The sequence below is a fragment of the Pseudomonas baetica genome (assembly GCF_051216495.1).
In the GTDB taxonomy this organism is placed as follows: Bacteria; Pseudomonadota; Gammaproteobacteria; order Pseudomonadales; family Pseudomonadaceae; genus Aquipseudomonas; species Aquipseudomonas baetica_B.
Genome location: NZ_JBPKAM010000057.1, coordinates 1 through 17,946 on the forward strand (window position 1 = coordinate 1; position 17,946 = coordinate 17,946).

Below are 17,946 nucleotides of genomic sequence, written 5' to 3' on the forward strand. Positions count from 1 at the left end.
ACTCTTGCCCGAAAATGTTTTCCCCCCCCAGGTTTTGCGTTTAACTTTCCTCCCCCCCCCCCCCCCCTCCCCCCCCCCACAGGGTTTTGCATACTTAGTTACGCTTTAGCATCACCGGCAATTGCGCCACCAGCTTCACATTGTTCAGCGGCGCCCGAATAAACCCGCGCTGCGTGCCGTCCGGGCCGATCACCGCGAGGTTGCCGCTGTGGTCGACGGTGTAGTTCGGTTTGCTGGTGTCTGCGGGAATGAACGGAATGCTCACCGCGTTGGCGACTTTCTGCAGCTCTTCGGTCGAGGTCGGCGTCAGGCCAATGAACTGCGGATCGAAGTAGCCCAGGTATTGCTTGAGTTGCTTGGGCGTATCGCGGTTCGGGTCGACGCTGACCAGCACGATCTGCAATTTATCCACAGCCTCCGGCGGCAGTTCGCTTTTGATCTGGCGCAGTTGGGCAAGGGTGGTCGGGCAGATGTCCGGGCAGAAGGTGTAGCCGAAGAACAGCAGGCTCCATTTGCCTTTGAGTTCGTTGACCGCCACCGGCTTGCCGTCCTGATCGGTCATCTTCACATCCGGCAGATTGCGGCTTTGCGGCAATAGGATGATGCCGGCGTCGATCAGTGCCGTCGGGTCGCCCTGGCCTTTGCCGGAGAGCACTTTGTTGATGGTCAGGCCCAGGACCAGCGCGATCAGGGCGACAAGGATGAAGACGGTTTTCTGGGTTCGAGTCATAGGTTCAACAATAGGTAGTGGTCTACGAGCAGGGCGATGAACAACAGGAACAAGTAATAAATAGAGTACTTGAAGGTGTTGATCGCCGCGTGCGGCCGAGTGCCACGGTACAGCACCACGGCCCATTGCAGAAACCTCGCGCCGAGGCCAATGGCGCAAACCAGATAGAGCAGGCCGCTCATGTGGATCACGTAGGGCATCAGGCTGACGGCCAGCAGCGCGCCGGTATAAAGCAGGATGTGCACCTTGGTGTAATGCTCGCCGTGGGTCACCGGCAGCATCGGGATGTCGGCCTTGGCGTATTCCTCTTTGCGGTGGATGGCCAGCGCCCAGAAGTGGGGCGGGGTCCAGGCGAAGATGATCAGCACCAGCAGCAGCGGTTCTGCGCTGACGTGTCCGGTGGCGGCCGTCCAACCGAGCAGGGGCGGGGCTGCGCCGGCGAGGCCGCCGATGACGATGTTCTGTGGTGTCGCGCGTTTCAGAAAACCGGTGTAGACCACCGCGTAACCCAGCAGCGAAGCCAGGGTCAGCCAAGCGGTCAGTGGATTGGTGAACGCCAGCAGCAACGCCTGCCCAAGCACTGCCAGCACCAGGGCGAATGTCAGTGCTGCCGTCGGTGAGACGCGTCCCTCGGCCAATGGCCGTTTGTGAGTGCGGGCCATTACTGCATCGATGCGCCGATCCACCACATGGTTCACCGCTGCGGCACCGCCTGCGCACAGCGCAATGCCCAGGTTGCCGAAAACCAGCACGGTCCATGGCACGCCGGCGCGGGTCGCGAGGAACATCCCGACCAGTGAGGTGATGAGCATCAGCACCACCACTTTGGGTTTGGTCAGTTCCAGGTAGTCACGCCAGATCCCCGGCCCCGCACGCTCGCCAATCAGAATCGCCATGGCATCTCTCCTTTTATTGTTATGGGCCCGGCTGAATGTTTACGCGGGCTGAAACGCCAGCGAGTTGGCTGCTTGACCCGAACCAGACTGGTTCGCGCGTGATAGTTGACCAGCACCATCGTCAGCAGCAGCGCCGCGCCGCCGGCGTTGTGCGCCACGGCAATCGGCAGCGGCAGATGAAACAGCACGTTGCTGATACCCAGGGTGATTTGCGCAGCGAGGGCGAGTAGTACCAACCCGGCGAGACGCGTCATGCCGACGACTTTCAGTTGCCAGGCGAGGCCGAGCAGCACCAGCGTTACCAGCAGTGCGCCGATGCGGTGAGTCAGGTGAATGGCTGTGCGGGCATCGCTGTCCAATTGCCCGCCCAGGTAGTTCGGGCCGATGTGCTGGGTCAGGTGAAAGCCGTTGGCGAAATCAGTGGCTGGCAGCCATTGGCCGTGGCAAGTCGGGAAGTCGATGCACGCCACGGCGGCATAGTTGGAACTGACCCATCCGCCGAGGGCGATCTGCACGATCACAACCAACAGGCCTGCGGTCGCCCAGCGCTGCAAGCGACGTGGCACTGTCAGTGCCGGTAGCACGCCGGAGAGGCGCAAGGTCAGCAAGAACAACAGGCTCAAGGTGGCGAACCCGCCGAGCAAATGTCCAGTCACCACCTGCGGCCAGAGCTTGAGCGTGACGGTCCACATGCCGAAGGCCGCCTGGGCGAACACCACCGCCAACAGGAACAACGGCAGCTTTACCGGTTGCCCTGGATGCCGGCGATGGACCCAGGCCCGGCCGGCCAGCACCGAAATCAGCAAGCCGAGGGTGCCGGCGAAGTAGCGATGGACCATCTCGTTCCAGCCTTTGTGGGCTTCCACAGGAGCGTCCGGGAAATGCAATTCGGCATGGGCCAGTTGGGCTTCGCTTTTCGGCACGCTGATAAAGCCGTAGCAGCCGGGCCAGTCCGGGCAGCCGAGGCCGGCGTGGGTCAGGCGGGTGTAGGCGCCGAGCAACACCACAATCAGCGCCAGCAAGGTGGCAAACAACGCGAGGCGAAATCCAGGTTTGGCCATGACGATGCCCTTATCCGATATTCGACAGTTTCAGCAGGTGACGCAGGTCGTTGAGCAGGTCCTTGCCTTTGACCGATGGGTCGTAGCGCAGTACCAGATTGCCGTGGGGGTCGATGATCCACAGTTGCGGCACCGCCTTGTCGCCGGTGGCCTTGCTGAAGGAGGCCTTATTGAAAATGCTCAGGTCCAGTGGATAGCGCTGTAATTGAGGATACTCGCGCGCAAGCTTGGCATCGTAATCACTGCTCAGCGGTTGCGCGGCAGCCAGTGCGTGACTGGCACGCCCCGCATCGCGGCCCAGGCCGATTTGAATTTGCCGTGCCAAATACACCAGCTGCTGACAGTCGACCGAGCAATCCTTGGGTGCTGTCACCAGCAGCTGCCAGCGTTCCTCCTGAGCCTGTACGCCAAGGTCGGCACGGGTCTGGCCGTTGCCGATCAGCTCACCGTGATAACTGCGGCCCTCCGGCACCCAGAACTGCAATTTGTACATGCCGGTGGCGAGGATCATCGGACCGACGACCCCGAGTACGATCAACAGCAGTTGCAAGCGTCCTTTGCGTCGGCTCGGCGGCGTTTTTGTCTCAGACATGCTGGGTGGATTCATGGCCGCTCCCATGGTGTTTCTCCTTTGCGTTGTGCCATCCGAGGTAGAGATAAAGGCCGAGCAGGGCGAGCGACAGGGCGAACCACTGCACGGCATAAGCGATGTGTTTTTCCGGGCCCATGGCAACGACTGGCCAATCGGCCTGGTAGGTTGCGGGCCCGGTTTCTGCGCGTAATTCGTAAGCGAAACCTTCGCGGTCCAGGGTTTTCCAAAGGGCTTTCGGGTCAACGGCCGTCAGCAATTTTGGCCAGGTACTGGTGCTCGGGTCGGCGTGGAGCTGGAACGCCGCACCGGGGGAAACGTAGACCCAGGTATCGAGTGTCAAGGTGTCGGTGGGCGTCGTGAATTGCGGCGGTGTACGCCGGTCTGGCCAGGGCAGCCAGCCGCGATTGACCAACAGCCACAGCCCGGTCGCCTGATCCTGAAACGGTTGCAGCAACTCGACCCCGACCTTGCCGCCGCGCTGGCGATTGTCCAGTAACAAACTGTGGGCCGCATCGAACTGGCCGTGCAGGCGCAACCGGCGAAAGGCTGGATCCGTTGTATGTTGCAGCGCGGTACTGGCCATCGGTTCCGCTGCCCGTCGTTCGGCGTAGGTTTGCAGCAGCGCGCTTTTTTCCGCCCCCCGGCTCAATTGCCAGAACCCGAGCGACACCAGCAGCGGCAGAAGAAGCGCTACCACCAGCGTCGGCACAATGCCCGGCCGGAATCGCTTCATGGCGTCGCCAGAAAGTCGGTCAGTGCGATAGCTATACTCAAGTGCATCGCTTGTCCCCCGGAGTTCCACCATGCTCAAAGCAGCTATCGTCCTGATGCTGATTGCCACGGTTGTCAGCCTGTTCAGCGGCCTGTTTTTTCTGGTCAAGGACGACAGCAGCTCGAACCGCCTCGTCATTGCCTTGAGTGTTCGTGTTGCCCTGGCCGCGATCACCGTCGGCTTGATTGCCTGGGGTTTTTTCAGCGGCCAGCTTGTCTCGCACGCGCCTTGGTAACTGTAGGAGCGAGCAAGCTCGCGAAAAACTTCATGACAACGCGTTAATTCAGATAATCCGCGTTATCGTTAACGACCATCGCGAGCATGCTCGCTCCTACAGTACGTAGACGAAAATGAACAATCCGATCCACACCACGTCCACGAAGTGCCAATACCAGCTCGCGGCTTCGAAGCCGAACTGATGCTCGTTGTCGAAGTGCCCACGCAAGATGCGCATCAGCATCACGAACAAAATGATGGTGCCGATGGTCACGTGGGCGCCGTGGAACCCGGTGAGCATGAAGAACGTGGCGCCGTAGATGCCGGAGCCCAGGGTCAGGCCCAGTTCGTGGTAAGCGTGGATATATTCTTCGGCCTGAAAGCCGAGGAACGCGCAGCCCAGCAACACGGTGATCGCCAACCAGAGTTTCAGCGCACCGCGATGGCCCTTTTTCAAGGCGTGGTGGGCGATGGTGATGGTGACGCTGGAGCTCACCAGCAACACGGTATTGAGCAGCGGCAAGCCCCAGGGGCTGATGACCTCCTTCGGCGGTACGAAGAGTTTGGAATCCGGGTTATTCAGCAGCGGCCAGGTCCACTCGAAGCCAGGCCACAACATATGCGCCAGGCCTTTGGTACCTTCACCGCCCAGCGCTGGGCCGGAAATGTGGCGCACATAAAACAGCGCGCCGAAGAAGGCGATGAAGAACATGACTTCCGAGAAAATGAACCAGCTCATGCCCCAGCGGAACGAGCGATCCATCTGTGCGCTGTACAGCCCGCCGCGGCTTTCCTTGATCACCGTGCCGAACCAGCCGAACAGCATGTAGGCCAGCAGCAGGCCGCCAACGAAAAAGATCAGCGGGCCGTGGGACTCCGGCCGGGCGGCCTTCAGATCGTTGAACCAGGTGCCCAGGCCAAACACGGTGACGAACATCCCGACCGTGGCGATGATCGGCCATTTGCTCTGGGCCGGAACGTAATAGTGCTCATGAGTTGCCATTTATTGTTCTCCTTATCGGGCACGCTCAACCGCCAGTGTTTACAGCTACCGGTGGATGTCGGGCGGTGATATCGAACAGCGTGTAGGACAGCGTCAGGTGCTTCACATCCTTGGGCATGTCGCGGTCAACGATGAAACGTACCGGCATTTCTATTCGTTCACCGGGCTGCAGCACTTGCTGGGTAAAGCAGAAGCATTCGGTCTTGTGGAAATACGCCGCCGCGGCGCTTGGCGCGATGCTCGGCACGGCCTGGGCGCTCATCGGCCGATCGGTCGGGTTGTGCGCAATGAAGATCATCTCGTTCACCGCTCCCGGGTTGGCCGTCAGTTCATCGCTCTTGGGGTAGAAGTCCCAGGACATGTCGACGGAATTGGTCGTCAGAAACTGCACGCGGACTTGCCGCGAGGTATCGACCGTTTGCTCGCCCTCATACTGCCCGGCAGTCTTGCCGTTGATGCCGAACGCCTTGCACATCACGTCGTAGATCGGCACCAGGGCAAACCCGAAGACAAACATCGCCACCACCACCAGTAATAGTCGGGTGACCAGTTTCTTCATCGAAATCGAGTCAGCCATGATTCCCGACCTCTTCGCATAACCCTGTAGGAGCGAGCATGCTCGCGATGGTCGTTAACGATGACGCGGGGGGCCTGAAACCCCACGGCGCTCTCGGGTTTTTCGCGAGCATGCTCGCTCCTACAGTGAGGCGTTTCATTTCACTTCCGGCGGCGTGGTGAAGGTGTGGTACGGCGCCGGTGACGGAATGCTCCACTCCAGGCCTTCGGCCCCGTCCCATGGTTTGGCCGGTGCTGGCGGGCCGCCGCGGATGGTCTTGATCACGATGAACAGGAAGAAGAGCTGCGTGGCGCCAAACATGAACGCGCCGATGGACGACACCATGTTGAAGTCGGCGAATTGCAGGTTGTAGTCCGGGATCCGCCGCGGCATGCCTGCCAGCCCCACGAAATGCATGGGGAAGAAGGCCATGTTCATGCCGATGAACGACAGCCAGAAATGCAGCTTGCCGAGGGTTTCGTCGTACATGTGGCCGGTCCATTTCGGCAGCCAGAAATAGGCCGAGGCGAAGATCCCGAAGATCGCCCCCGGTACCAACACGTAGTGGAAGTGCGCAACGACGAAGTACGTGTCCTGGTATTGGAAGTCCGCCGGAGCAATGGCCAGCATCAGCCCGGAGAAACCGCCGATGGAGAACAGGATGACGAACGCCACGGCGAACAGCATCGGTGTTTCGAAGGTCAGCGAACCCTGCCACATGGTGCTGGCCCAGTTGAACACCTTGACCCCGGTGGGCACCGCGATCAGCAACGTGGCGTACATGAAGAACAGCTCGCCCACCAGCGGGATGCCGACCACGAACATGTGGTGCGCCCAGACGATGAAGGACAGGAACGCGATACTCGCCGTGGCGTAGACCATCGACGTGTAGCCGAACAATGGCTTGCGCGAAAAGGCCGGAATGATCGAGCTGACGGCACCGAAGGCCGGCAGGATCATGATGTACACCTCGGGGTGACCGAAAAACCAGAACACATGCTGGAACAACACCGGATCACCGCCACCGGCAGCACTGAAGAAGCTGGTGCCGAAGTGGATGTCCATCAGCATCATCGTCACGCAGCCGGCCAGGACCGGCATCACCGCAATCAGCAGGAATGCGGTGATCAGCCAGGTCCAGACGAACAGCGGCATTTTCATCAGCGTCATGCCGGGAGCGCGCAGGTTGAGGATGGTGGCGATCACGTTGATCGCGCCCATGATCGAGCTGATCCCCATCAAGTGGATGGCGAAGATGAAGAAGGTCACGCTTTCCGGCGCGTAGGTCGTCGACAGCGGCGCATAGAACGTCCAGCCGAAGTTCGGCCCGCCACCGGGGGTGAACAGGGTCGAGACCAACAGCAGGAACGCCGCCGGCAGCAACCAGAAGCTGAAGTTGTTCATCCGCGGCAACGCCATGTCCGGTGCGCCGATCATCAACGGAACCATCCAGTTGGCGAGGCCGACGAAGGCTGGCATCACCGCACCGAAAACCATCACCAGACCGTGCATGGTGGTCATCTGGTTGAAGAATTCCGGCTGGACGATTTGCAGACCCGGCTGAAACAGCTCGGCGCGAATCACCATCGCGAACGTACCGCCGAGCAGGAACATGGAGAACGCAAACCACAGGTACAGCGTGCCGATATCCTTGTGGTTGGTGGTCAGCACCCAGCGCATCAGGCCTTTGGCAGGGCCGTGGGCATGCTCGGTGTGGGTATGAACAGGGTCATCGATGACAACAGTCATTTCATGTCTCCTGCAAACGGATGGGCTGGGCGGGTCGGGGCGCAGTACCCCGACCGGTTCCTGGTGTACGCAATGGACCGGGTCATTTGCTTTCCGCCTGTTTCAGCTCCAGTACTTCTTTAGGCGTGACCATGTCGCCCTTGTTGTTGCCCCAGGCGTTACGTTCGTAGGTCACTACCGCCGCGATATCGACTTCCGAGAGCTGCTTGCCGAACGCCGCCATCGCGGTGCCTGGCTTGCCGTGGAAGACAATGCTCAAGTGAGCGTCTTTCGGTCCGGTGGCGATTTTCGAGCCCTTGAGCGCCGGGAACATCGGCGGCAAGCCCTGGCCCTCGGCCTGGTGGCAGGCCACGCAAGTGGTGTGATAGACCTTGTCGCCGCGCTCCTTGAGTTCGTCGAGGGTCCATTCCTTGCTGGTCAGCTCTTTGAGTTGCGCGACTTCAGCCTTGCGTTCGGCCAGCCATTTTTCGTAGTCGGGTTTGTCCTTGACCTCGACCACGATGGGCATGAAGCCGTGGTCCTTGCCGCACAGTTCGGCGCACTGGCCACGGTAGATGCCGGGCTTGTCGACGCGGGTCCAGGCTTCGTTGACGAATCCCGGGATCGCATCGCGCTTGACCGCGAAGGCGGGCACCCACCAGGAGTGAATCACGTCGGCGGAGGTCACGAGGAAGCGCACCTTGGCGCCGATCGGCAGCACCAACGGCTTGTCGACTTCGAGCAGGTAATGCTCGTTCTTGGCTTCCTTGTTGTGGATCTGATCGGCGGGGGTAGCCAGGTTGCTGAAGAACTCGACGTCCTGGCCCAGGTACTTGTAGTGCCACTTCCACTGGTAGCCGGTGATCTGGATATCGATATCCGGCTCGCTGGCGTCGTACATCTTGATCAGTGTGGCCGTCGCAGGAACCGCCATGGCCACCAGAATGATGAAGGGCACGATGGTCCAGAGGATTTCGACGGTGGTGCTTTCATGAAATTTTGCGGCGACCTGCCCGGTCGAGCGGCGATGCAGGATCATCGACCAGAACATGGCGCCGAAGACGATGATGCCGATCACTACACAGATCCAGAAGATGGTCATGTGCAGGTCAAATACAGCGTGACTGATTTCAGTCGCTCCAGGCGCCATATTCACAGTCCAGGCCGCTTGTGCCTGACTGAAAATCGACCACAACAGGAGGCCCATCCAGACATGTGGATGTCGCATCATTGCGGGTTCCCCTTATCGTTCTTGTTATCCCGCCGGCTTTCACCTGCGGCAAGGGAGCGGCTGCATCAGACTACGAACTTGAATCGCCGGGCCTTGCTGCAGTTGCAGTCGGGCGTCATCAGCTAACTCCATTCATGAGCGAGTATAGACAGCGACTCTCACCTCGCAATGTGAAGGCGTAAATCAACTGAAACAGCATTAACTTGCGTTACAGGTCACGAATGGAGAAGGATGCAGACGAGTGGTGGCAAACCGATATAACGGGGGCGTCTCAAGGATGAAATAATTATGACAAATGCGTCTTAGCATTTTTCGTAAGCCAGCTAAGTTATGTCTTCCCTATTTCATTGCCTTTGTTTCCTGGAGTTTTCATGAACACCGCCGCATTGCGCGAGCAGATCCAAAAAGCCCAACAACACGAAGCCGAGACCCGCCTGCTGACTCGTCAGCTGGAAAGCAAACTGCCTCATCTACACCCGGCGATCCAATTGCCGGAAACGGACGCCAATGGCGTGCTGACGCGTTTTGTCGCCGCCTACATCGACGAAGTTCCTGATCTGCTGGAAGCAGCCAATGAAGTCGCCAGGGAAGCGGGTATCGAGTCACAGATCAAACCGGTGTTGAAAATCGCCGAACAGTACTTCCTTCAGCCGCCGGCAATCATGGCCGGTCACGTCGGGCTCGACAGCCTGCTGGATGAAGCCTACCTGGCGCATCGGTTCGTCGAAGAGGTCAACGACCTGTACATCAAGCATTTCGGCCAGCCACTGATCCCCTTGGACATGACGGTCGCCAATCTGATTGCTCACCAATTGATCGGTGAGGAATTTGCCAACCAACTGGACGAAGTGGTGCATCACGCCGTGGACCAAATGCTCAACGACGACAGCTTTGCGCTGGAGTCGGTCGAAGCCTACCGCGAGAAGCTCAGCAGCCCGGACACCGGTGCGGCGTGGAAGCGCTGGCCGTGCATGTCCCGCCGCCTGGGCGTGGGCCTCGAACTCGAGGCCTGACCGCATCCCTTGTAGGAGCGAGCATGCTCGCGATGGTCGCTAACGATAACGTTGGCTCTCTGACACCCCGCGGGGTTCTGTCATCCATCGCGAGCATGCTCGCTCCTACAGGTTACTTATGCCGCTGAACCAATTCCGATGTTGGTCCGTACACGTCCTTCAAGCCTGCGTTTCAACCCGCGCGATTCGATCAACAGCTTCGAACCCTTGGCCGCATTCGCCCGTCCCCAATCTTCCAACAACTCCAGACAGGAGTGATCGATGTAGCTCAGGTTATTGAGCGGCACGTGCACCGTGGTGCCTGGCGCAATGCTGCTCAGGATCCGGGTCAGAGCCGGTACTTTGAGGAAAGTCGCCGCGCCCACCAGGCGTAACTCCATTTCGCCGTCCCCAGGCAGGTCGATCAGGCTGATCTTCAAGCGTGAAGCCTTCAGCGCCAGTTTCACCAGGGTCAGGCCGAAACCGATCAGCACACCGGTCAGCAAGTCAGTGAAGATGATCGACAGTGCCGTCGCGGCGTAGGTGAACATCGGCATCCGGCCGTAGCGACCCAGACCGCGGAAGGTCTTGAGGTCTACCAGTTTGAAACCGGTGTAAACCAGCACACCGGCCAGGCTCGCCACCGGAATACTCTGCAGCACGCTCGACAGCAACAGCACGAATGCCAGCAGCCATAGGCCGTGGAAAATCGTCGAATAACGGGTGGTGGCGCCGGCCTGGACGTTAGCCGAACTGCGCACGATCACCCCGGTCATCGGCAATGCACCGAGCAATCCGCAGAGCATATTTCCCACGCCTTGCGCTGACAGCTCTCGGTCGAAGTCCGAACGCTGGCCACTGTGCATGCGATCCACCGCAGCAGCGGAGAGCAGGGTTTCGGCGCTGGCAATGAACGCCACGGCGAACGCGGCGATCAGCAGCGTGGGGTCAGCGAGGTTGAGCAGGTCCGCAGGCTTGAGCCAGTCGATGGCTTCGGCCAGGTTGTCTGGGACTTCAACCCGCTTGACGGGTAATGCCAGCACCAGACTGGCGATTGTCGCCAGACCGACCCCGAGCAACGCTCCGGGAATGAATCGTAGCGAATGCGGGCGACATTTTTCCCAGAGCCACATTACTGCAATGGTCGAAAGTCCGAGCAGACCGGCCTGCCAGCCGAACGACGGCAGTGCCTGGGCTATCGCGCCGGGGAACGCCGTGAGGTTATCCAGGCCGGAGGGTTTCGGTGCGGCGTCGAGCATCACGTGCACCTGCGACAGCACGATCAGCACGCCAATCCCGGCGAGCATGCCGTACACCACCGCGGGTGCAGTGACCCGGAACCAGCAACCGAGCTTGAAACGCCCGGCCAGCAATTGCAGAAAACCTGCCAGTAACAGGATGGGTCCGAGCATGGCCATGCCGTGCTGGCGAACCAGTTCGAACACCAACACAGCCAAGCCTGCCGCGGGACCGCTGACTTGCAGGGGAGAACCTGCCAACCAGCCCACGATCAATCCACCGACGATGCCGGTGATCAGGCCTTTGGCAGGGGGCAGTCCCGAAGCGATGGCAATGCCCATGCACAGGGGCAGGGCGACCAGAAACACAACCACCGAAGCCAACAGCTCCCGTGGCAGTACAGCTTTCAATTGAGCAGCACGCATGGTGACTCTCCCGAAGTTTTCTTCAGGCGTGGCGAGGCCGGACCGCTGAAACAGCGGCCGGCGTCAAACCACACAGATTTTTAGGAAGATTTAGAAGCGCGCTTTGGGCGTCGCCACCGGAATCGGTCGGCTGCCATCGAGCGGCAGGAAACAGCCCTGATCCGCGTCGTAAGCTTTGATTTCGCTGGTTTCGATGTCGTAGACCCAGCCATGGATGAACAGATGACCGTTCGCCATGCGCGAGGCTACCGAGGGATGGGTACGCAAGTGTTGCAATTGGGCGATGACATTTTCCTCGGTGAGGATATGCATGCTCTCGTTTTCGTTAGTGCAGTTGCAGTTGTCGTGCACCATGGTTTTCGCGACTTCCGCATGTCGCAGCCAGGCTTTGACCGTGGGCATTTTTTCCAGGCTATCGGGATTGAGTACCGCACGCATCGCGCCGCAATCGGAGTGGCCGCAAATGATGATGTGCTGTACGCCGAGCGCCAGAACGGCATATTCGATGGCGGTGGAAACGCCGCCATTCATTTGACCGTAGGGTGGTACGACGTTGCCGACGTTCCGGGTCACGAACAGATCGCCCGGCGAACTCTGGGTGATCAGCTCGGGGACAATGCGCGAGTCTGCGCAGGTAATGAACATCGCCCGTGGCTGTTGGGCCGTGGCGAGTTTCTTGAAGAGTTCTTCCTGCTGTGGAAAGACCTCATGATGAAAATGCAAAAAGCCGTCAACGATACGCTTCAACGCTGCATCGGCGGTTTCCACCTCGGGTTGGGTAGAAGCCGACGCAGCCAACGGCTGTTTATCCTTGTCACTCATGATTCATCCTCTTTGGCGGGCTCAGGGAGTTGTCCCGTGTTGACCGGTGTGAAGCCAGTGGCTGGTTAAAAAACATCCAGGTCATGAAGCTCGACCCATCAGTCACTCGATGAACAAGGTAGCGGCCGAATCTTAACTCAAACTGAATCAAGGGCTCTAGAACGTGTGTTCCAGGTCACAAAAAACGTGACCAGTCCAAAACATTCACGTACTTCCCAGTAATCAACCTTAGGCCAATTGTCCTTAAATCAGTGACATTTGGCGACCCGGCGGACAAAAGGCTTCGCAGTCCAGATTAAAGCCTTCCCGTCGATTGAGTCCCAGGCGCTTGATGGTTTTGGCAAAACGCTGAGCCAGCAGGTCGGCAAAAGGACCTTCACCGCGCATTCTCGCCCCGAAGCGACTGTCGTACAGCTCACCGCAACGGCTCTGGCGAATCAGGCTCAGCACATGGGCGGCTCGTTGCGGATAATGGGCCGTCAGCCATTCTTCAAACAGCGGTGCCACCTCCAGTGGCAGGCGCAACATCATATAAGCAGCACTTTGCGCCCCGGCCGCATGGGCTTCGGTGAGCAGGTTTTCGAGCTCGCTGTCGTTGATCATCGGAATCATCGGTGAACACAGGACACCCACCGGTATTCCCGCATCGTGCATGACCCGTATCGCTCGCAACCGGGCTTTTGGCGCCGCTGCCCGGGGTTCGAGGATGCGTTTGAGTTCGTCATCCAGGCTGGTCAGGCTGATCATCACGGCTACCAGCCGTTGACGGGCGAGTTCGGTCAGCAGGTCCAGATCGCGAAGAATCAGCGAGCCCTTGGTGACGATGGTCACCGGATGGCGGTAACGCAACAACACTTCGAGGGTTTGCCGGGTGATTTTGTATTCGCGCTCAATCGGTTGATAAGGATCGGTATTGGAGCCGAGATTGATCGGTGCGCATTGATAGCCGCGTTTGGAAAGCTGCGCTTCCAGCACGTCCACGGCGTTGGTCTTGGCGATCAGTTTGGTTTCGAAATCCAGCCCGGGCGACATGTCCCAATAGGCGTGGCTGGGGCGCGCATAACAATAGATGCAGCCGTGTTCGCAACCACGGTAGGGATTGATCGAGCGATCGAAGGGCAGGTCCGGCGAGTTGTTGCGGGTGATGATGGTCTTCGCCGTTTCGATTTGCACCTCGGTGCCCTGGGTCATCGGCACTTCCTGATACCAGCCGTCGTCCTCGGCCACTGAACGGTTCGGTGCAAAGCGGTTGTGTGGGTTGGTCGCGGTGCCGCGTCCCCGAGGAGGCAGTGGAGTAGCCATCAGTGCGGTCCTTTAGCTGTATATGCATACAGTATCCGAGAATCGCCAGGCCGGCCAGTGCCGTTCGGCACTCAGAGCATTTGCGCGAACACTCATGTCATGGCGGGAAACATATGACCCGTAGTGTTCTGTTATTTCATCAGTACCATCTTCAACACACGGATTGGTCGTGTGCTCATTATTAAAAGGATTTAAATAATGTCGAATTACAATCAGCGCGGTGTGTTTCTACAGTTATTACGCCCTACTATTCTGAATCCAAAGGAAGTTCGGGTTTCCATGCAGTTTGCGTTTAAGGAAGAAGGTTACGACCCGGCAATCGGTGGCGTCACTTGTTCCTTGCTCGACTCGACCTTTCGCGAGGCGGTGTCGAATGATGGTGGTGTCACCTTTACGATAAAAACCCCCACTGACGTTGACGGTGATGGTGACATCGATATGCAGGACAAGGTCGTACTGGTGGGGTTGGCGAAAGCTTATTCGAAGATCATCAATCCCTGAGCCGGGAATGCGTCCGGCTCTTCAAACGGGCGAATGTGTGTGATCCGAAGCATGAAGCGGCACTTTAATAGTGTGCCGTTTCTTGTTTTTTGATCTGAAGCCTTCGATTCACAATTCTTTGACAGGGACCTCACGGGTCCTTAACCAGCAGACAACGACACTACGCTCATTCAAACTTTCCGAATGGTCGTCCAGGTATGTCATTACCACGTCTTTCAATTGCGACGTTGCTGTTATCGCTGTCCGCGGTTTTCAATCTCGTCCTTGCTGACGACGCCACCTTGCCTCGCCCGGCGGAATGGGCGCAACCGGTGGAAGTGCAATACAACCTCTTTCAGATGTCACCCACGCTCTACCGCAGCGCGCTGCCGGACAGCGGAGCGGTGCCCTTGCTGGAAAAACTCAAGGTTGCGACGGTGATCACGTTTCTGCCTGAACCGGATTCACGCTGGTTGAGCGCACCGGATATCGCGCAAGTGCAACTGCCCTACCGCACCAACCATGTCGATGACGCCGATGTGCTCAAGGCCCTGCGCGCCATTCAGGAAGCTGAAGCCAAAGGTCCGGTATTGATGCACTGCAAGCACGGCTCTGACCGCACCGGCCTGATGGCGGCCATGTACCGCGTGGTGGTGCAGGGTTGGAGCAAGGAAGATGCGTTAAGAGAAATGACCGAGGGTGGTTTTGGTGACAGCACCCACTTCAAGGACGGCGTTCGCTACATGATGAAGGCGGATGTCGACAAGCTTCGCACAGCGTTGGCCAATGGCGATTGCAGTACGAGCCCGTTCGCGGCGTGCTCGATGAAGAGCTGGTTGCAGTCGGCACATATCCAGTAGCGGCCCTTCCGCTGCATTGCGCAGAGGAAGGGCGTTTTGCGACTCAGTGCTGCTCGTCAGTCTTTTTCTTCAGTTTCGGATTCGGAAAAAACTGCACGGCTTGAACTTTGGTATCCGCGGGTTTCACGACGGGGGTATTGACCCGCGTGCCCAATTCCTTGGGCACGGACAACCCTTGTTCATTCAACGTGTCGGAATAACCGCAGGCCACGCATTCGCGATGTGGCACGCTGTCTTCGTTCCACATCATCAGCTTGTCGGGCTCGCTGCAGGCCGGGCAAACCGCACCGGCGATAAAGCGTCGTTTGGTAATCACGGGACCCTCACTCATGCTGCCGCGTCCTCACTCAGGCCGCTGTGGCGCAACAGTGCGTCAATTGATGGCTCGCGGCCACGGAAATCGACGAACAGCACCATCGGCTCCTGCGAACCGCCGCGCGCCAGGATCGCTTCACGAAATGCGCGACCGGTTTCGGCGTTCAGCACACCTTCCTCTTCGAACTTCGAAAAGGCATCTGCCGACAGTACTTCTGCCCACTTGTAGCTGTAGTAACCCGCGGCATAACCGCCAGCGAAGATATGGGCGAAGCTATTCGGGAAGCGGTTGTAGGCTGGCGGACGCATCACCGAAACCTCGTCGCGCACACCTTCAAGCACTTGCAGCACGCTGCGGCCGTCGCCGTGGGTGGCGTGGAGCTCGAAGTCGAACAGCGAGAATTCCAGCTGGCGCACCATCATCAGGCCAGACTGGAAGTTCTTAGCCGCGAGCATTTTTTCCAGCAGGTCCTGAGGCAGTGGTTCGCCGCTTTCGTAATGACCGGAAATCAATGCCAGGCCTTCCGGTTCCCAGCACCAGTTCTCCATGAACTGGCTTGGCAGCTCGACCGCATCCCAGGCCACGCCGTTGATGCCGGAGACGCCGGCGTGTTCGACGCGGGTCAGCAGGTGGTGCAGGCCATGGCCGAACTCATGGAACAGAGTCGTGACTTCGTCATGAGTCAGCAGTGCAGGTTTGCCGCTGTCGGCTGGGGTGAAGTTGCACACCAGGTTGGCCACCGGGCTTTGCAGCACACCCTCGGCGTTGCGACGACGGTCACGGGCACCGTCCATCCAGGCGCCGCCGCGCTTGTTGGCGCGAGCATACAGGTCGAAGAAGAAGCGGCCGACGTGCTGGCCGTTTTCTTTGATTTCAAACAGGCGAACATCCGGGTGCCAGGTGTCGAAGCCTTTCTGCTCGGTGATCTCGATGCCGTACAGACGTTGCACAATGGCAAACAGACCGCTCAGTACTTTATCGATCGGGAAGTAAGCACGCAGGGCTTCCTGGGCAACGCTGTAACGCTGCTCGCGGAGTTTTTCGCCATAGAAACCGCTGTCCCAGCTCTGCAGGTCCGGGCAACCTTGTTCGGCGGCATAAGCCTTGAGCTGTTGCAGGTCCTGAGCGGCGAAAGGTTTGCTGCGCTTGGCCAGGTCGCGCAGAAAGCTCAGTACCTGGTCGCTGGATTCGGCCATTTTGGTCGCCAGGCTCAACTCCGAAAAACTGGTGAAGCCCAGGAGCTTGGCCAGCTCCTGGCGCAGGTCGAGGATTTCTTCCATGACCGGGCCGTTATCGTTCTGACCGGCATTCGGACCCTGATCCGACGCTCGGGTGCAGTAGGCGGCGTAGACTTCTTCGCGCAGGGTACGATCCTGGGCGTAGGTCATCACCGCGTAGTAGCTCGGGAATTCCAGGGTGATCAGCCAGCCTTCGAGGTCTTTGGCCTGGGCGGCCGCGGCCATTTGCGCTTTGGCCGAATCGGTCAGGCCGGCGAGGGTGGCTTCGTCGGTGATGTGTTTGGTCCAGGCCTGGGTGGCATCGAGCAACTGGTTGGAGAAACGGCTACCCAGCTCGGACAGTTTGCTCTGCACTTCGGCGTAACGCTTCTGATCGGCTTCCGGCAAGTCGATACCCGACAAACGGAAATCACGCAGGGCGTGTTCAAGAATCGTTTTTTGCGCCACGTCGAAGCCGGCGGCTTCCGGGCTGCTGGCCAGGGCTTCATAGGCCTGAAACAGTTCACGATTCTGGCCCAACTCGGTGGAGTAAGCGCTCAAGGCGGGCAGGCAGGACTCGTAGGCTTCACGCAGTTCGGCGCTGTTGCACACGGCATTCAAGTGGCTGACCGGACTCCAGGCGGCGCCCAGGCGATCATTGAGTTCGTCCATCGCCAGCACCAGGCCGGCCCAGGTCGGTTGTTTGCCTTGGGTCTTGAGGATCTCGATAATGGCGGCGCGGTTGTCAGCCAGGATCTGTTCAATGGCCGGTTGCACATGTTCGGCACGGATCGCGGAGAACGGCGGCAGGTCGTAGGACTGCAAAAGAGGGTTGTTCACGCTCACGGTTGACACCTTGGCTGGAAGAAACATGCAGCCATCTTAATTACAATCGACGTTCACCGCAGCTATCAGCGACAGAGAGAAACCCTATCGTGAATCTTCGCAAGTACCAGAACCATACGCCGTCGCTCGGCAAAGGCGCTTTTGTCGACAGCTCGGCGGTGGTGATCGGCGACGTCGAAATCGGCGAAGACAGTTCTGTATGGCCATTGACGGTGATCCGCGGCGACATGCACCGCATCCGCATCGGTGCGCGCACCAGTGTGCAAGACGGCTGCGTGCTGCACATCACCCACGCCGGGCCGTTCAATCCGGACGGCTTCCCGTTGCTGATCGGCGATGATGTGACCATCGCCCACAAGGTCATGCTTCATGGGTGCGCTGTCGGTAGTCGGGTTTTAATCGGCATGGGCAGCATCGTCATGGACGGTGCGGTGGTCGCCGATGATGTGATCATCGGTGCCGGCAGTTTGGTGCCACCGGGCAAGCAGCTGGAAAGCGGGTTCCTGTATGTTGGCAGTCCGGTGAAGCAAGTCCGGCCGCTGAATGACAAGGAGCGCGCCTTTTTCACTTACAGTGCGGCGAACTACGTGAAGCTCAAGGACCTGCACCTGGCCGAAGGTTACGACCAGATCTGAGCCTTCTCTTCAATTGCCCTGGAATCA

Annotated in this window: 19 protein-coding genes; 5 read left to right on the plus strand and 14 right to left on the minus strand. The window is 59.1% G+C overall.

Going from position 1 to position 17,946, the window contains the following annotated elements; all coding sequences use genetic code 11:
* Positions 1-94: 94 nt before the first annotated feature.
* The 5 genes from ACSFE6_RS19620 to ACSFE6_RS19640 are packed head-to-tail and all read right to left on the minus strand — an operon-like array spanning position 95 to position 4,012.
* Positions 95-730, minus strand: a complete 636-nt coding sequence (locus ACSFE6_RS19620; RefSeq protein WP_435429134.1) for an SCO family protein — start codon at positions 728-730, stop codon at positions 95-97.
* The gene (gene cyoE, locus ACSFE6_RS19625; RefSeq protein ID WP_435429135.1) at positions 727-1,626 is read right to left on the minus strand and encodes a heme o synthase; all 900 of its coding nucleotides are present in this window, start codon (positions 1,624-1,626) and stop codon (positions 727-729) included. Before cyoE ends, ACSFE6_RS19620 begins: the two co-directional genes overlap by 4 nt.
* A complete protein-coding gene (locus ACSFE6_RS19630) occupies positions 1,614-2,687 on the minus strand; it encodes a COX15/CtaA family protein (RefSeq protein WP_435429136.1) in 1,074 nt (357 codons plus the stop codon). Before ACSFE6_RS19630 ends, cyoE begins: the two co-directional genes overlap by 13 nt.
* Before the next feature lie 10 nt (positions 2,688-2,697).
* Positions 2,698-3,306 carry a hypothetical protein gene (locus ACSFE6_RS19635; RefSeq protein WP_435429137.1) on the minus strand — a complete coding sequence of 203 codons (609 nt, stop codon included), beginning with the start codon at positions 3,304-3,306 and terminating at the stop codon, positions 2,698-2,700.
* Positions 3,272-4,012 (minus strand): SURF1 family protein, encoded by a 741-nt coding sequence (locus ACSFE6_RS19640; RefSeq protein ID WP_435429138.1) that lies wholly within the window; start codon positions 4,010-4,012, stop codon positions 3,272-3,274. The genes ACSFE6_RS19635 and ACSFE6_RS19640 overlap by 35 nt, the downstream gene beginning before the upstream one ends.
* A 70-nt stretch (positions 4,013-4,082) precedes the next feature.
* Here ACSFE6_RS19640 and ACSFE6_RS19645 point away from each other — a divergent pair, with 70 nt between their 5' ends.
* The gene (locus ACSFE6_RS19645) at positions 4,083-4,286 is read left to right on the plus strand and encodes a twin transmembrane helix small protein (protein ID WP_008064738.1); all 204 of its coding nucleotides are present in this window, start codon (positions 4,083-4,085) and stop codon (positions 4,284-4,286) included.
* Between the two features lie 96 nt (positions 4,287-4,382).
* Here the strand turns inward: ACSFE6_RS19645 and ACSFE6_RS19650 are convergent, their stop codons facing one another.
* The 4 genes from ACSFE6_RS19650 to coxB all read right to left on the minus strand — a co-directional run bounded on the left by ACSFE6_RS19650 (position 4,383) and on the right by coxB (position 8,785).
* A complete protein-coding gene (locus ACSFE6_RS19650; RefSeq protein ID WP_435429139.1) occupies positions 4,383-5,270 on the minus strand; it encodes a cytochrome c oxidase subunit 3 in 888 nt (295 codons plus the stop codon).
* A gap of 25 nt (positions 5,271-5,295) precedes the next feature.
* Positions 5,296-5,847: a cytochrome c oxidase assembly protein gene (locus ACSFE6_RS19655; RefSeq protein WP_435429140.1), complete on the minus strand. Its 552-nt coding sequence runs from the start codon at positions 5,845-5,847 to the stop codon at positions 5,296-5,298.
* Between the two features lie 135 nt (positions 5,848-5,982).
* Positions 5,983-7,575, minus strand: a complete 1,593-nt coding sequence (ctaD, locus tag ACSFE6_RS19660; protein WP_435429141.1) for a cytochrome c oxidase subunit I — start codon at positions 7,573-7,575, stop codon at positions 5,983-5,985.
* 82 nt (positions 7,576-7,657) lie between these two features.
* Positions 7,658-8,785 (minus strand): cytochrome c oxidase subunit II, encoded by a 1,128-nt coding sequence (coxB, locus tag ACSFE6_RS19665; RefSeq protein WP_435429142.1) that lies wholly within the window; start codon positions 8,783-8,785, stop codon positions 7,658-7,660.
* 371 nt (positions 8,786-9,156) lie between these two features.
* Between coxB and ACSFE6_RS19670 the strand changes: the two genes are divergently transcribed.
* Positions 9,157-9,798 (plus strand): hypothetical protein, encoded by a 642-nt coding sequence (locus tag ACSFE6_RS19670; RefSeq protein ID WP_435429143.1) that lies wholly within the window; start codon positions 9,157-9,159, stop codon positions 9,796-9,798.
* Positions 9,799-9,914: 116 nt separating this feature from the next.
* Here the strand turns inward: ACSFE6_RS19670 and ACSFE6_RS19675 are convergent, their stop codons facing one another.
* The 3 genes from ACSFE6_RS19675 to ACSFE6_RS19685 all read right to left on the minus strand — a co-directional run bounded on the left by ACSFE6_RS19675 (position 9,915) and on the right by ACSFE6_RS19685 (position 13,565).
* Positions 9,915-11,441, minus strand: coding sequence for a SulP family inorganic anion transporter (locus ACSFE6_RS19675; protein WP_435429144.1), 1,527 nt, complete (start codon positions 11,439-11,441; stop codon positions 9,915-9,917).
* Between the two features lie 90 nt (positions 11,442-11,531).
* Positions 11,532-12,263 carry a carbonic anhydrase gene (locus tag ACSFE6_RS19680; protein WP_435429145.1) on the minus strand — a complete coding sequence of 244 codons (732 nt, stop codon included), beginning with the start codon at positions 12,261-12,263 and terminating at the stop codon, positions 11,532-11,534.
* Between the two features lie 243 nt (positions 12,264-12,506).
* Positions 12,507-13,565, minus strand: a complete 1,059-nt coding sequence (locus ACSFE6_RS19685) for a PA0069 family radical SAM protein (RefSeq protein ID WP_435429146.1) — start codon at positions 13,563-13,565, stop codon at positions 12,507-12,509.
* Positions 13,566-13,763: 198 nt separating this feature from the next.
* On the opposite strand from ACSFE6_RS19685, the gene ACSFE6_RS19690 reads away from it, so the two are divergent.
* The gene (locus tag ACSFE6_RS19690; protein ID WP_435429147.1) at positions 13,764-14,066 is read left to right on the plus strand and encodes a hypothetical protein; all 303 of its coding nucleotides are present in this window, start codon (positions 13,764-13,766) and stop codon (positions 14,064-14,066) included.
* A 197-nt stretch (positions 14,067-14,263) separates the two neighbouring features.
* Entirely contained in the window at positions 14,264-14,905 is a 642-nt protein-coding gene (locus ACSFE6_RS19695) for a phosphatase domain-containing protein (RefSeq protein ID WP_435429148.1), read from the plus strand.
* 43 nt (positions 14,906-14,948) lie between these two features.
* Here ACSFE6_RS19695 and ACSFE6_RS19700 read toward each other — a convergent pair whose 3' ends face one another.
* Complete coding sequence (locus ACSFE6_RS19700) at positions 14,949-15,236, minus strand: YheV family putative zinc ribbon protein (RefSeq protein WP_435429149.1); 288 nt, start codon at positions 15,234-15,236, stop codon at positions 14,949-14,951.
* Entirely contained in the window at positions 15,233-17,284 is a 2,052-nt protein-coding gene (gene prlC, locus ACSFE6_RS19705) for an oligopeptidase A (RefSeq protein WP_435429150.1), read from the minus strand. Before prlC ends, ACSFE6_RS19700 begins: the two co-directional genes overlap by 4 nt.
* A gap of 89 nt (positions 17,285-17,373) precedes the next feature.
* Between prlC and ACSFE6_RS19710 the strand changes: the two genes are divergently transcribed.
* On the plus strand, positions 17,374-17,919 hold the full coding sequence (locus tag ACSFE6_RS19710; RefSeq protein ID WP_435429151.1) for a gamma carbonic anhydrase family protein: 546 nt from the start codon (positions 17,374-17,376) through the stop codon (positions 17,917-17,919).
* The last annotated feature ends 27 nt before the right edge of the window (positions 17,920-17,946 follow it).

Excerpts from the sequence above, each read along its gene's own strand:
- ACSFE6_RS19620 (WP_435429134.1), bottom strand. The coding sequence starts at position 730 with ATGACTCGAACCCAGAAAACCGTCTTCATCCTTGTCGCCCTGATCGCG.
- cyoE (WP_435429135.1), bottom strand. The coding sequence starts at position 1,626 with ATGGCGATTCTGATTGGCGAGCGTGCGGGGCCGGGGATCTGGCGTGAC.
- ACSFE6_RS19630 (WP_435429136.1), bottom strand. The coding sequence starts at position 2,687 with ATGGCCAAACCTGGATTTCGCCTCGCGTTGTTTGCCACCTTGCTGGCG.
- ACSFE6_RS19635 (WP_435429137.1), bottom strand. The coding sequence starts at position 3,306 with ATGGGAGCGGCCATGAATCCACCCAGCATGTCTGAGACAAAAACGCCG.
- ACSFE6_RS19640 (WP_435429138.1), bottom strand. The coding sequence starts at position 4,012 with ATGAAGCGATTCCGGCCGGGCATTGTGCCGACGCTGGTGGTAGCGCTT.
- ACSFE6_RS19645 (WP_008064738.1), top strand. The coding sequence starts at position 4,083 with ATGCTCAAAGCAGCTATCGTCCTGATGCTGATTGCCACGGTTGTCAGC.
- ACSFE6_RS19650 (WP_435429139.1), bottom strand. The coding sequence starts at position 5,270 with ATGGCAACTCATGAGCACTATTACGTTCCGGCCCAGAGCAAATGGCCG.
- ACSFE6_RS19655 (WP_435429140.1), bottom strand. The coding sequence starts at position 5,847 with ATGGCTGACTCGATTTCGATGAAGAAACTGGTCACCCGACTATTACTG.
- ctaD (WP_435429141.1), bottom strand. The coding sequence starts at position 7,575 with ATGACTGTTGTCATCGATGACCCTGTTCATACCCACACCGAGCATGCC.
- coxB (WP_435429142.1), bottom strand. The coding sequence starts at position 8,785 with ATGATGCGACATCCACATGTCTGGATGGGCCTCCTGTTGTGGTCGATT.
- ACSFE6_RS19670 (WP_435429143.1), top strand. The coding sequence starts at position 9,157 with ATGAACACCGCCGCATTGCGCGAGCAGATCCAAAAAGCCCAACAACAC.
- ACSFE6_RS19675 (WP_435429144.1), bottom strand. The coding sequence starts at position 11,441 with ATGCGTGCTGCTCAATTGAAAGCTGTACTGCCACGGGAGCTGTTGGCT.
- ACSFE6_RS19680 (WP_435429145.1), bottom strand. The coding sequence starts at position 12,263 with ATGAGTGACAAGGATAAACAGCCGTTGGCTGCGTCGGCTTCTACCCAA.
- ACSFE6_RS19685 (WP_435429146.1), bottom strand. The coding sequence starts at position 13,565 with ATGGCTACTCCACTGCCTCCTCGGGGACGCGGCACCGCGACCAACCCA.
- ACSFE6_RS19690 (WP_435429147.1), top strand. The coding sequence starts at position 13,764 with ATGTCGAATTACAATCAGCGCGGTGTGTTTCTACAGTTATTACGCCCT.
- ACSFE6_RS19695 (WP_435429148.1), top strand. The coding sequence starts at position 14,264 with ATGTCATTACCACGTCTTTCAATTGCGACGTTGCTGTTATCGCTGTCC.
- ACSFE6_RS19700 (WP_435429149.1), bottom strand. The coding sequence starts at position 15,236 with ATGAGTGAGGGTCCCGTGATTACCAAACGACGCTTTATCGCCGGTGCG.